This is a genomic window from Armatimonadota bacterium, from assembly GCA_037138755.1.
In the GTDB taxonomy this organism is placed as follows: domain Bacteria; phylum Armatimonadota; class Fimbriimonadia; order Fimbriimonadales; family Fimbriimonadaceae; genus Fimbriimonas.
Genome location: JBAXHT010000001.1, coordinates 342043 through 354686, shown reverse-complemented (window position 1 = coordinate 354686; position 12644 = coordinate 342043). Strand labels below are relative to the sequence as shown.

8 protein-coding genes are annotated in these 12644 nt (G+C 50.2%); 2 read left to right on the top strand and 6 right to left on the bottom strand.

Going from position 1 to position 12644, the window contains the following annotated elements; translation table 11 throughout:
* Positions 1-160: 160 nt before the first annotated feature.
* Positions 161-958, bottom strand: a complete 798-nt coding sequence (locus WCK51_01600) for a hypothetical protein (GenBank protein MEI7575558.1) — start codon at positions 956-958, stop codon at positions 161-163.
* A 425-nt stretch (positions 959-1383) separates the two neighbouring features.
* Here WCK51_01600 and WCK51_01595 point away from each other — a divergent pair, with 425 nt between their 5' ends.
* The gene (locus WCK51_01595; protein MEI7575557.1) at positions 1384-2262 is read left to right on the top strand and encodes a hypothetical protein; all 879 of its coding nucleotides are present in this window, start codon (positions 1384-1386) and stop codon (positions 2260-2262) included.
* A 110-nt stretch (positions 2263-2372) separates the two neighbouring features.
* Here WCK51_01595 and WCK51_01590 read toward each other — a convergent pair whose 3' ends face one another.
* The 4 genes from WCK51_01590 to WCK51_01575 form a co-directional block, all read right to left on the bottom strand.
* On the bottom strand, positions 2373-6662 hold the full coding sequence (locus tag WCK51_01590; GenBank protein ID MEI7575556.1) for a hypothetical protein: 4290 nt from the start codon (positions 6660-6662) through the stop codon (positions 2373-2375).
* 656 nt (positions 6663-7318) lie between these two features.
* Positions 7319-8647, bottom strand: a complete 1329-nt coding sequence (locus tag WCK51_01585; protein ID MEI7575555.1) for a metallophosphoesterase — start codon at positions 8645-8647, stop codon at positions 7319-7321.
* 207 nt (positions 8648-8854) lie between these two features.
* On the bottom strand, positions 8855-9427 hold the full coding sequence (locus WCK51_01580; GenBank protein ID MEI7575554.1) for an N-acetylmuramoyl-L-alanine amidase: 573 nt from the start codon (positions 9425-9427) through the stop codon (positions 8855-8857).
* Positions 9428-9433: 6 nt separating this feature from the next.
* Positions 9434-10042, bottom strand: a complete 609-nt coding sequence (locus WCK51_01575; protein MEI7575553.1) for a hypothetical protein — start codon at positions 10040-10042, stop codon at positions 9434-9436.
* A 1310-nt stretch (positions 10043-11352) separates the two neighbouring features.
* Here WCK51_01575 and WCK51_01570 point away from each other — a divergent pair.
* The gene (locus WCK51_01570) at positions 11353-12216 is read left to right on the top strand and encodes a PEP-CTERM sorting domain-containing protein (protein ID MEI7575552.1); all 864 of its coding nucleotides are present in this window, start codon (positions 11353-11355) and stop codon (positions 12214-12216) included.
* On the opposite strand, the gene WCK51_01565 is transcribed toward WCK51_01570, so the two are convergent.
* Positions 12188-12535 carry a hypothetical protein gene (locus WCK51_01565; protein ID MEI7575551.1) on the bottom strand — a complete coding sequence of 116 codons (348 nt, stop codon included), beginning with the start codon at positions 12533-12535 and terminating at the stop codon, positions 12188-12190. The two genes, WCK51_01570 and WCK51_01565, sit on opposite strands and share 29 nt — an antisense overlap.
* Positions 12536-12644 lie beyond the last annotated feature (109 nt).

The window sequence follows — 12644 nt, the reverse complement described above, 5'->3', positions numbered from 1 at the left end:
GCGACGCCACGGGCATTTTGTCAACCTTGTTTATTGATTCTCGTCGGATTTCGGTTCTCGGTTCTCGGTTCTCGGTTGGGATTGTGAATTGTGGATTGTGGATTGTAGGCGACGAGTCATTTGAGCCAGCGGAGTCGAGGACTCCAGAGCATCAAGTGGGCTAGGACTCCCATGCTTGATTCGACTCAGCTATTCGTCGCTCTTTTGCGGCCTGTCGAGCGCCCCATCGCTCCAATCGATTGCGCTCTCTTCTGGCCGCGTCGAGTTCTTCGCCAACGAGATACTTCTCCTCCATTTGGGCCAGTAATCCGGGGGTAAAGATGATTTCGGCGAGACGCTTGGCCCAGGTTTCGACCTCTGGATCATTGAAGACTCCTTGGTGCAGGGAGAAGACATAGATGCCCCGACCACGATGAGCGGCGTATTCCTCCGCTGTAGGGTGGTGAGACATCATTTGACGAATGGTGTCAGCGTGTCGATCCGGTCGCTGGTTCTCGGCTTGCATGCGCTCGTGAACTTTCATGGATTCCTCTGAGAGAGAAGGTTTTTCGATCTCCTCGCGAGCGGCCAGGCCGTGCATCATAGCTTGAGGATTCGCTCCCGCCGCGATGAGTCGATCATAAGCTTCTCGCTTTCGAAATGCAGCAGCAAAGCAGAGCGGAGTGCCTTTAGTTTTGCCCCCCTCGACATCTGCCCCTGCTTGAAGAAGCATCTCAATAATTCGAATATCTTTCGTTACGGCGCTAGAAAGGGCTGTATTCCCCGTTCTTGGATGGCCATGGTTCACGTTCGCCCCCGCCTCAGTCAGGATCTGGACCATCCGAACGTCGTTGTTGTTTACGGCTTCATCAAGCGGAGTTAGGTTTGCTACCTCCCCATTGACATCTGCTCCGCTGGCGATGAGTGCTTTGACCTCACTGTGCATGCCTTGTGAGACGTAGTAGTACAGGCGATTCATGAAACCATCGTACTCAGCGGCCAGGAAAGCTCAGCTACCTCTGACTAGAATGCTTAACAAAAGCGAGCACAAGTCTACACGGCTGATTACCGGAAAGAGTTTCAAGTGGATTTGGTGCGCGGGAAAGGACTCGAACCTTCACGCCTTGTGAGCACTACCACCTCAAGGGAGTTTTGGGCGGTTCAAACTCACTCGTTTGAATCTACCTACGTGCCTGAGCATCTATCATATTCTTCCCCATTTGAGAGTCATTTGAGAGTCATTTGAGAGTCATTCGAGAGACCAAAATTGTACATCCCTGAATCATCCACACTAACAGAGTACGGCTAACCTCGTTTGGGCCTAGCAAGCCATAGACGCTCTTGCTTCCCAAGCCGGGGTAGAACATCGGCATGCAGCTTCGAGGTTGAATAGATTAAATGTCGATGAAGAATTCCGAAAGTGTCTTTGAGCAATATTTAAAGTATTGGAGGCTCGAATTTGAACATGAAAAGCCGATTGAAGGCTCAAAGCCGGACTTCAGTTGCTGGACATCTTCAGGGGAACCCATCGTCTACTGGGAGATTGCGGACAGATTATTCACGGAGGAGGACAAGCGAGACCTCGATGAGCTTTTCGCCAAGGCGGAACACTGCGAAGGCGGCGTTACCCGAACCGGACCGAGCAAAGGCTATCAATTTCTCGAGAAGAAGATTCGTCGGAAGTCGGAGCAGTTTCGGAAATGCGGCCCTGTACCAGGCATGCTCGTCGTAGCCGACTGGACTCATACTGCCGATATTGACCATAGGACAGTGGCCTCCGTCTTGTATGGATGGCCTCAGGTCAGATTCACACTGCACTCGGATGAACCTGCCATCAGGTTTGGTCGCGCAGAGGACGGAAAACTAAACGACCCTGATCGTGCCCATCTCAACACACATTTCTCGGCGATCGGCGTTCTAAAGGAAGTTAATCCTAACCGAGTCAAATATGGGTTGGATGAATACACCGAATCTGTAATCTCGACTTACATTGTGACTAGTCATGCGTTCGAGTTGATTGCAAAAAGAGAGCGTGAAATAGGTTCCTGCCACGATCTTACGATACAAGTTCCCGCCTTGGACATATACGTTATTCCAGATGCACCAATTTCCTGGCCGCTCGAATACGTTGGGGAGCTCGACACGCTATATTTATTCGACTCAGAAGCAGACGACTTTGTTGAACGCTCAAGGCGAGAACAAGCAAACACTCAGGTTCCGATGTCGGTCACGCAGAGGGCGATATCGAGCCTGATGAGCGATCCATCTCTCCGAAATGATTAATACGAGAATCTTCGTGTCATGAACTTAAAAATCACCTTATCTCCTCAAATGGACATACCTTTAAGTGCCCCTACGCGGTCGCGAGCAAAGATAAGTGGCGCTGTTCAGGATCAGCTCTTTCTTTCCAGGTCGCGCTGAAGGTCTTTCTGTCGTTTCTTGACTTTTTCTCGCATTGCATTTTGGATTGCATAGTCTTCATGCTGGATAACCTTGTCAAGCAAATCGGGCATTCCACAATATTCGAGTTCAGGAAAAACTGTTGAGGCGAGGCAATCAATCATCATGTATCGCCTAAATCGATCCTGTTCCAAAGCCAACTTGTCCACGAGGCGCTTTGCAGTCATACTTCTATTAATCTTTGAAACACCAACAAGAGCATCGTGCGCTACATCTCTGCTGGTGTGGCGTATAAGTGGAGTTAGAAGCGCAAGATTCTCTTCGCATTCGCCTTGAAGACTTAGTAGGAATATCGCCCGCTTGACTACAGCTTCATCAGCATGGTTGAGATCTTGGATAAGAACCAATCGGTCTACATGAGGAGCGAGGGCAACGCCTATATAGGTGCGGAAGACTTCATCACTAACGCATAGAAACTGTGCCAAAAGAGCTTCGATTCCTCGTGCTTCGTCGTATCGCAGCAGATCGAATGGCGCAAGTTCTCTATCATGCGCTGATTCGGTTTGCAATATGTGCAACGTCGCGCTGAACGCCAGACCCGGATTGGTTATCGATAGTCCTCGGACTGCGTTCCGTTTGTTGCCGACGAATCGAACCCTCGAATCTGCCTGGAAAGCGATTCTGCGACAATATTCGATTACATCCGGATTGTGAAATAGGAACTGGAACTGTGGAGTTCCCAACGCAAACCATCCCATAGAATTGACCAACTCCCTCGCGAAAACGTTTCGCTCGATGCCCGATTCTACAAGTTCGATACAAAGTCGCTGGACTGCAGGTGCGATCTCGGGAATCAACAGCAGGTGCTCGGTCAGACTAGTTATTGTGTGAACTCGGTCCAACCCAATGGGGAGGTTCACCGGGTTTTTGTAAGCGCGCTCAATCAGCGAAACCAGTCGGCGTTTTGATTCCAAGTCTCCGGCCACTTCAAGTGCTCGGATTGCCAGCCAATGACCACTGTTTACCGCAATCTCAGCCAAGATCTCGGAGGCATATGGCGACATTACTGGCATCATATTCAGGCTCCATAGACAGCTCGCGAAGAGAGGATCTTCTGCGGGTTGGCTCCTGAGAATCGTTGCAATGTCGTCCGCATACTCAGCCCGTTGTGCAAAACCAAGAGCCATGATTGCTCCACGGCTCTTGCTGTCGTACTCCCAAATCTGGAGGACCTCGGACAGTTCAGAATCCGCTACCGGGTCCTTATCCAAACGAAAATTTGCAATTTCTTGGGTTGAATCAGAAGGTCTGTGCAACAAGGATTCAATGAGCAGAGCCCACTCTTGCACAATCGCTAAAGCGTGTTGAACTCCACCTATCGAATGCGATTCATCAGTGCCATTCTTTGAATCAAAAATGTTTACACGTATGACCTCAAGAGTTTTGGAGTCATAGCCAAAAGGAATCAGATCAAAGGCCGCCATTCTCACAAATCGGTCCTTTGACCTCAGCCACTGATTTGCTAATTTAGCAACCCCCTGGGGTGAGACCTTCTGGAGTACATTTGAGCTTGCAGCCCGCGCAGAGTCAAAGAATCGGGAAGGCACGCTTGTTCGAGAACAAAGCATCCTTGTTAGTTCAGAATCAAACAGTGTGCCCCTTCGACCCGCCATTGCTGAAAGTAGTTCAGGCTCGGAGATTCCTTCAAGCACCTGCATCCATCGATAAACATGATTCGGATCCCCACCACCTAACTTTGCCTCTAAACCGTCGAGGATAAGCTCCAAAGCTCGAACACTCAGTAAGTTGGGTGTATCAACGAACCACTGAGCATAAAGAACCAGACGATCTGGGTTTGAGGTCATCAGGCGCTCAATTTCATTAATTGTCTCGCGATGCCTTAGATAGCAGAGAGGCTCAATGATCTCCCTCCTGGACATATACACCTTCGAAGGATCGCAATGCTGCAGTGATTTGATAGCCATATGCTCATCAATCTTCACTAATGCTTTTAATGCTTCGCCAGGGAGTGCAAAATCTTCTTCTTTGAGAACAGAGCAAAGCCACAATAATTCTTCGGAGTCCTTAAATGCTCCAGCCGTTCGAGCGCGCTGCCAACGTTCGTCCACGGGCAGAAACTCGATCAAACGCTCTTTGTAGCACGACCAAAGTTCCTTGCCACTTGGAATGTTGCGCAAAACGGCCAGCAGCAACGGAACACCCCTCGGATGGTCTTGTGGCGAAGCCAGTTTTGTCAGAATCGAGTCGGTTGACGTTGGTAAGCAACGATACAATGTGTCAAAAATATCTCGGCTTTCACCGTAGTTGTCCGGCTTTTCGTCGGGGCGATTGTCATATCCAATACCGCTGTCGGCCAAGACTTTCAAATATCTTGCCCAGAGAACTTCGATTGCCGCTGTATCCGAAGCCTTCTTAAAGTAGGCATAAGAGGCTACCCTTGCTTCTGAGTTGACACTATCTGCGTTATGAAGCATGAAAGGCTCAACCTCTGGAATGGGAAATTGTGCCAAGAAATCAACGTAGCTACGTCGCCAGAGAGTGTGACGATTCCCCTCAGTTGCTTGGATCCTGTTCAGGACAGTCGCAGAGATCTTGTTCCCGAGTGTCCCCAGCATGTTCTCAACAAAGGCTTGGAAGTTATGAATCTTGGTTTCCAATTCCGCAAAGAGGTCACTTAGAAGATTTCGACCGGCCGCAGGTGATGATGTCAGGATCCAGAGAGTATCCATGAGCCAATAACCAGAAAAATTCAGATGCTGTGGAGCGTGATTGAATTCGAATATCCACGCGTCTATGAAGTCCTCCGTCTGGATTTCGGACCTAGACAGCTGATCAACCTTGGCTTCAGCCAACAGCCATTCAAGAATTCGATCATGCCAAATTTCAAACTTTCCCTGATCTGTTGGTACGAGGAAACCGGAATCGACCAAGATTTGGATCAACGTTGGCGTGAGGCCAAACGAGGTGAGGTCTGAAACAGTCCAAGGATAATGTTCTTTGCGAGCGACTGCCAGGCTTGCCCTAAACAGAGCAGTTCTTACAACCGCTGAATCGACTGATCTGAGCTTTTTATAAAACTGTTTGAAGTAGGTGTCATATAGTTGGTACTCGCTTTCCGGACGAAACTCGTTCGAATCGACTTGCTTGTAGAGACTAGCGAGTAGCGGTAGCCGCAGGGTTTCTTGAAGCTTCGGCTCCATTCCGTAAATCCTGCCCAGATCACCGTCAGTTAGAAGACATGCTAGTTCCTTGTCAGAAAAACTCTCAACTTCATAGGCTGCTACATTATCTGGCGCGCCCGTGAGAAACTGATTCGCCGGATCATCCTGGGAAGCCACGATAATGCGGATTCCATCAATCGGGTCGAACAGGTGGTAGATGTCATCAATCCAATCGGCTGATTCGACCTGATCGATGGCGATTGTAAGCCAGTGATCTCTGTGGTCTGCATGTGCCCTTCCAATAAGCTCAGGATACGCTTCAAACGGGAGTGACTCTGTCCTTCCACAGACCTCAGATGCAAATCTCTTCTCAAGTGCTGTCTTCATATTTACAGCGGAGCCTGAGGCCTTCTCAATAAGTACAGGCACTTTCTTCGACCAGGCAATGGCACGGGAACTTAGCTCCCATGATTTACCTTGACCACTGGGTCCCTTTAGTATCACGAAAGGGCTCGGGTTGCCTGCTGTTTCGTTATCCACATGAGGGTTGGCCAGTCTTCGCGCATCAGCTGTTTCAAGGTAGCGTCTCGTTCGCAGTTTTCTTCCAAGCGCACTTTGAGATGCAGTAATGATGTTCTTCCAATCGAACCAGGCGCTCAGATTTAACTCATATTGAGCAAAGAAGTCTTCACTCGTAATAATCTGGTCTCCCTGCTGGGAGAGTTCCTGCACTCTCCTCAGCATCAGATTGATCAGGTTCTTCCTTTTGTCAGAATCGGGAACTAGGCTGGACAAGCTATTGCTGACCACCTCTTTCCAGTAAGCGTCATCTTGTCTCCAGCAGAACTCCAATCCTGAGAGTAGCCGCCATAGCTTTTGATAGGATTCAAACCTGGGTTCGGGTTCAATTCCTATCAGTTGCTTCGTTAATATCCCGAAGAACTCTTGCTCAGTTACTACGTCGCCCTTATGCTTGTGCAAGATCTGGCATGGCAGTTCGATCAGGCGAGAAGGATTCCAGGCTTCTCCAAAACCTTCCATGGTTTGAGGTATTTGCCGCCCCTTGAATTCGGCCATCCAATCCGCGACTTCAGCCCACATTCCGATCCTCCCATTTGTGGTGAATACGAAGTCGTCTGTAAGATCAACGTCTACGCTCTTTAGCAAGTTTGGTAGTACCTCCTCAAGAATGAGCTTAAAGGGCCATGGCGACCTTAAGCTTCGAGACTTGAATTGAATGTGCTTTCGGTGCTCGTTTCGCCTTGAGATGCAATCTCCGCCGAGCTGACTGGGTTCGAGAGTCACAGAAGCGTGAAGCACTTCTCCATCGGGAGCTTTATGAAGAGTCCCAATGTGCATTTCCGTGAGTTCAAAAAGGCTTCCGAGAATCTGGTATTCGATACCTCGTATCGTTGAGGGTCCCCCCGGTGGTGAAGTCTCTCCCCTCATGGCCTAACTAAACGAACGCTGCAAAGCGATCCGAAGATTTCCTCGGCCCACTTTTTTGGACTTAGATTGTATTGCCAAACTGACCGCCACTACCGGGGGCCTGGGTTGGATCGTGGAACCTAGGATTTGTCCCCAGTGCCATTCGGAACGCTGCATGAAGACTATTGAACTGTCATTGGAACGGCAGGACCGGAATTCTATGTGGTTGACCAGGTCGGGCCAGCAGGCGACGTTGTGGATGGTGTCATGCTGACTCTGATTCTCTAGATTTCGCAGCTGAAGATGTGCGCTAGCGGACTTCCAGCGAGTCATCGTTCCAGCCCGCCGGTCCAAACTTCGAACATCGGCCTATCGCATTTGAAATTACCTTTCCATTCCTCGCCAGGTTCGTAGATAACCGTGTAGCACAGCGTGTCCCATGACGCGAATCCGTCAAGGAGTCCTTGGTTGTGCATTGGGCGCCACATGCCCGTATTGAGGTAGAACCGGGGGCGGACATTTGGTTCGTGGCCCTGAATGGCAATAAGTCTCTGTTCTGGTGAATGTGTGTGTCCGTACAGTACGAACTCCACAGGCGGATCATTGAACTCGTATGATTGGTCTAGCCGTCGAAACTCTTCGGCCGCATCTTGGGCTAAATTGTCACTCGAGCGCGAGCGCGAAAAAAACTCGTATCCTTTCGCCGCTGCTTCGAGTTGGCTTAAGTCAACGTGTTTACCCAAAAACAGAATAAATTGCAATATGTCGGCTTTATCGAATGGGTTGTACAAGCGATCCTTTTTCTCTATCCACCGTTGAACATAAGTGAGTTCCCGAAACTCAGAAACGACTTCTTGGAATCCTCTGTTTATTGCCTTTGTGATCTCCGGGTCATTAAAATTTTGGATCTGGTAGCCAAGAAATGCGAGTATCGCAGTGGCTGGTCGAACGTCAAAGAGATCTCGTAATCTGGCGGCTAACTCGGGGTAGCTCTTTTCTCCCACGGGCAACTTCTTCATAACTGCGCCTGGCAGTTTGGCAGAAATCTCGGCTGCTAATAGGTCACCAATTGGAGTCATGTCGTAGTCTCGCTGAGGAATTTCGGTCCACTTTCGCTTTGCGAAACTCTTGCTCCCCTCAAAATTAAACGCGTCGAACTCGTGCCCATGTCGTGCAAATGTGCGAGCCTGTGAGTTTGCAAAGTGGTGCTTGAATTTTCTGGCAGGATTGTGAGCTAAGTCTAGGGCCTTACATACTTGGGTTCTTAACTTGGGCGAAAGATTGACGATCCGATCGTGATTGCCGGGGATGAAAGTTCGGATCGTGTTCTCGATGGGTGAGCTTGCCAGGACTTCAAGAGCTTCGTTGTTCAAATCAGAAATCGACTCGAGGAGTTTCAATGCCGCATTGTCCTGATCGGAGGTCCAGACTCCATCAGGTTGTCCCCAGGGCCTCATCGGCTCAACGACGTCTTGCCAAGCTGCAGTCCGAATGAGGTCGAAAATATCGCCGAGAAACACAATTTCAAGTCGCTGGGCTTTTGCATCGCGTGCCATTTCCTTCAAGTCCTTGTAGGCACCCCTAAACGCCCCCGGAGGCACGTTCGGTGGACCCGCAGTGCCATCGCTGAAATGAATATCGCTTAGGAAGACGATCATAAGTCAGTTACATATATTCGATAGGGCTACTGAGCATGAAACTTGAACCAAGTCGTCGATTCTCATGGCATCAGAGCATTTCTCCACACAGTATCCGATTGAAAGTGCTGTGACCGACAAATGCCGAGTGCTATAGCAGTCAACACAGCTATATTCGTGGCAACCAGCAGCACATCCGTAATCGCGGCGAGGGACCACTTGCTTGCATCACGACAGCGGCCCGTAAGCGGCGATCACAGCATCAAGAATCGCGTGAGCTACTGCAAGTCTGGACGAACGAAGAAGGAGTTTCTGCCTGTTGTTTGCGTTCGACACAAAACCTAGTTCCACTAAGCACGCGGGTCCGGAAAAATCCAGTACCGCCAATCTCGGATGTTGCGACTGCTTCTCATTTTTCACTCTACGGTCTTTAAACTGCAGTGCCGTGAGCACGGCAGTTTGAACTACTTCGGCAAGCTTTTTGTCGGCCGCGTCTCGGTAGTAGGTTTCTGTACCGCTTGCCGAGGGAGAGGCAGAGTTCAGATGCAAGCTGATGAAAAGGTCGCAACCTGCCTGCCGCGCAGCACCGGCTCTCGATCCAACAGGAGTTACATCACTTTGCTCATCGCGAGTCAGAAAGACGTGAATTCCTCGCTGAAGCGCAACAAACTTTATCGCTAGCGCATAGGCGAGGACGACGTCTGCTTCAGAAACGCCTTCAGAAATTGCTCCAGGGTCGAATACGGTCGGGGCCTTGTTTCCAAGACCATGTCCAGGGTCAATGCATAGTTTTTTTGCCATGAGTTTTTAGGTTCGGAATCTTAACGTGATTCCCGGGGCGATGAAGGGACGTCCACTTCCGACTTGACCGCTAGAGCCAAGACCGTTGATCCCCACAGTAACTGAGAAGAAAAGAGGGAATCCGTACCTACCTTCCAAATTCTCATCCTGCCTTGCACCAAAAGAGAAGTTATAAGTGATTCCTGCGCCCAGAGAAGGGTTGTTTGCCGCTGGATCGATTATCGCGATGGCGTCAAAGGTTAGAAACGCAGCCGCGGGATTCCTCGAGCGACTAATGCCTGCAATAGGACTTCGCAAACCCAGCCGACCGGGGGAATCCGCTTGGTAGATTGCGATCAACTTCAAGCCGGAGAACTCGTCGATTGCCTCGGCCTCGTTGACGGTGAATGACTGAGATTTTCCGCCGACTGTGATTGTCGTCACCCCGTAATACAATCCTTGGGCGCACTGATAGTGAGCTACCTTAACGCCTTCTAGGTTGGTCTCGCCCTTAATTTCCACCGTTGAGACGTCTAACACATCTCCAACCTTTTGGAACTTTGAGTCAGTATCAATTTTCACTTCCTCGGTTCCTCTATACACAACGAATAGGTCAACTGTTCGATCAGGGAGCATGTTGAACAAGTTTGCTTTGGGTCCTCCGTACGTCGGCTTATCACGAGAAGCCCTTTGATTTTTGAACGCGGCCGGTGGAATGCTTTTGTCAAAACGAACGACTACGCTTCTAGAAAAGTTATCTCTGCCGAGTCGGAACAAATCCAGAAGAGCGGTATGTAAGCCAACTTCTCCCGATGATAAAGAGGTGCAACTGGGAACAGTTGAGACAACTTCTCCGAGAACTGAGGTCCTCAGTCTCAGCGCAAGAGGGGATGTACTCTCGTCTTGCTGAGCGATGACGAGCGACGGTAGCACCCCCGCCGAAAGAGCGAGACACGTGACTAAACTTCTTCTCATGCGGAATTCTAAACCCGCGATCAGAAAATTGTCAAGCACTTTTTGTAAATTTTTATAAACTTTCAGCAATAGGGTCTCAGTTTTATTCCGTCGAAGAAGTTTTTACGTCCAACCGGCGGTGATGTTTTCTTCGGAAGATCACTTTAAGCGCCTTTCCGAATCTGCAAGCTTGCAACTGTAGTAAGGAAAGTCGTAGGGGGAAAAGGTCTGGCACACCAACAAGACAACAAAAGAGCCGATTCTGCAGTTAACAGCCGGAAAGAAAATGGCGAGAAGTCAAGCCGAGTGGCAGGTGTCCCACGCTCTAATCTGGCTTACGTCGATGATGGCAGTGATGGAGCCTAGGTTATCGGTCAGGAAGTCGTAGCGGAGCGTGCTTTCGATGTAGCTCATCATCTGAGACTCCACGGTGTGGAACGTTTTCAGACTGCCCTAACTATCGTTCAGAAGGTGATCCCTTCCTCACCTTGAGGTTGTTAGTCAGAATTCCGAGGTTAAACAAAATCGTGGGATCGAGTCGGGGGTTTTGGTATGCGGGGTAGAGGACACCAGGCATCGGAAGAGCTTCGGTGGCACCTCCGCAGTTCAAGAATCGCTCCGCAATACTTGGCCGCGCTCCAGAACTTAAGCACGCATCTCGACCAGCGTGCCCCACCTGCGAACTCAAACCATCAATGTCTAATTTGGGTTACCCAACTGGGAAGCATTTGTATGAAACTAGCAGATAAAATTAAGCTATGGTACTAGCGAATCAAAAAGTGTTCTCAACTTGCACGGCTTTCATCTCCTGTCTATTGCTACCCTGCATGGTTAACGCGCAGTGGAGTATCGTCTCACTGCACCCTACCGGGGCACTCGGTTCGTTTGCACGCGGGGTGAGTATGGCTGGCCAAGGCGGTACGTCGATAACCACTTCAGGGAGCTTTGCCTCTGTTTGGAACGGTTCGTCGAGTTACGTAAACTTGAATCCAGTGGGTGCTACCTCTTCCAGCATTTCGGCTCAAAGTGGCAATCAGTTTGCGGGATCCGCGAGTTTTGGCGGAACGAGCAGAGCTGGGCTGTGGACAGGAAGCTCCGCATCTTGGCAGAGCCTCCACCCGGCTGATCCCAGCATCTCAGCGTCAAGGGTTTGGGCAACTGATTCCGTAACCCAAGTTGGCACAACCGAACTTAGTGGACAGTTTCGAGCGGCCAAGTGGTTGGGATCTGCTTCGAGTTATGTAGATCTGACTCCTGTTAGCGCTGTTGTTGCCGAGGCATTTGGAGTGCGAGGAGGGGCCACTGTTGGGTATTTCAAAACGTCATTTTCCGGCGGTGAAAGAGCAGCACTTTGGCTGAACAATTCGGCCGTTCTGGACTTAACACCCAGTTCGGCAAGCAGTTCAGTTCTCTACGATACAGATTCCGTTGTTCAGGTTGGCAAGGCCGAATTTGGTTCGAGCAACCATGCTGGAATTTGGCAAGGCTCGGCTAGTTCCTTTGTTTCGTTGGCTCCGGCTGGTTCAATCTCTTCGGTTGCATACTACACTGCCGGTGGAGTGCAGGTCGGAGAAGCAGACTACGGTTCCGGGGCTCGGGCGGCACTTTGGCAGGGGAACTCCAACTCCTTCGTCAACTTGACCGCATTTCTGCCGGTAGGCCAGTTTCAATCGTCGGGGGCCCGAATGGTCTGGACAGACTCAAATGCAACCTATGTGGTGGGATATGGTCGGCACACTGACGGCTCGACAGAAGCACTGATGTGGGTGTCAACTTCGCCCGTTCCAGAGCCCGGGACAGTCATAGTGCTCACCGTCGGGATAGTTGTTACGATGCTGAGACGTCGGTCTGGTTAGGCTGAAAAAAACAGTTCTTGCGTCCATACGCCGAATACCTGGTATCCCAGACCCGGATCTGGCTGCCGTCCATGATGGCGGTAATGGAGCCGAGGTTGTCGGTGAGGAAGTCGTAGCGGAGCGTGCTTTCGATGTAGCTCATCATCTGAGACTCCACGGTGTGGAACGTCTTGATGGTGCTTTGCCCCCGAACCTGCAGATAGTCCGTTCCATCCCAGATGATGGTCGAAAGGATTCCGCTCACGTTCTCGACTTTCTTGAAGCCGTCTGAATCGTAGGTGTAGGTATTCAAAGCCGCGCCCTCATGGAAAACCACCATCCGGTTCTCTTTATCATACGACGGATTCTGCAAAAGGTAAGGATTCGCATAGTCAATCCAGTGCTCAGGAAGTTCGAAGCCGGTTCACTTGTAGCCTATTCGTCAGAGG

Excerpts from the sequence above, each read along its gene's own strand:
- WCK51_01580 (MEI7575554.1), bottom strand. The coding sequence starts at position 9,427 with ATGGCAAAAAAACTATGCATTGACCCTGGACATGGTCTTGGAAACAAG.
- WCK51_01575 (MEI7575553.1), bottom strand. The coding sequence starts at position 10,042 with ATGCTCCCTGATCGAACAGTTGACCTATTCGTTGTGTATAGAGGAACC.
- WCK51_01600 (MEI7575558.1), bottom strand. The coding sequence starts at position 958 with ATGAATCGCCTGTACTACTACGTCTCACAAGGCATGCACAGTGAGGTC.
- WCK51_01585 (MEI7575555.1), bottom strand. The coding sequence starts at position 8,647 with ATGATCGTCTTCCTAAGCGATATTCATTTCAGCGATGGCACTGCGGGT.
- WCK51_01595 (MEI7575557.1), top strand. The coding sequence starts at position 1,384 with ATGAAGAATTCCGAAAGTGTCTTTGAGCAATATTTAAAGTATTGGAGG.
- WCK51_01565 (MEI7575551.1), bottom strand. The coding sequence starts at position 12,535 with ATGGTGGTTTTCCATGAGGGCGCGGCTTTGAATACCTACACCTACGAT.
- WCK51_01590 (MEI7575556.1), bottom strand. The coding sequence starts at position 6,662 with ATGTGGGCTGAAGTCGCGGATTGGATGGCCGAATTCAAGGGGCGGCAA.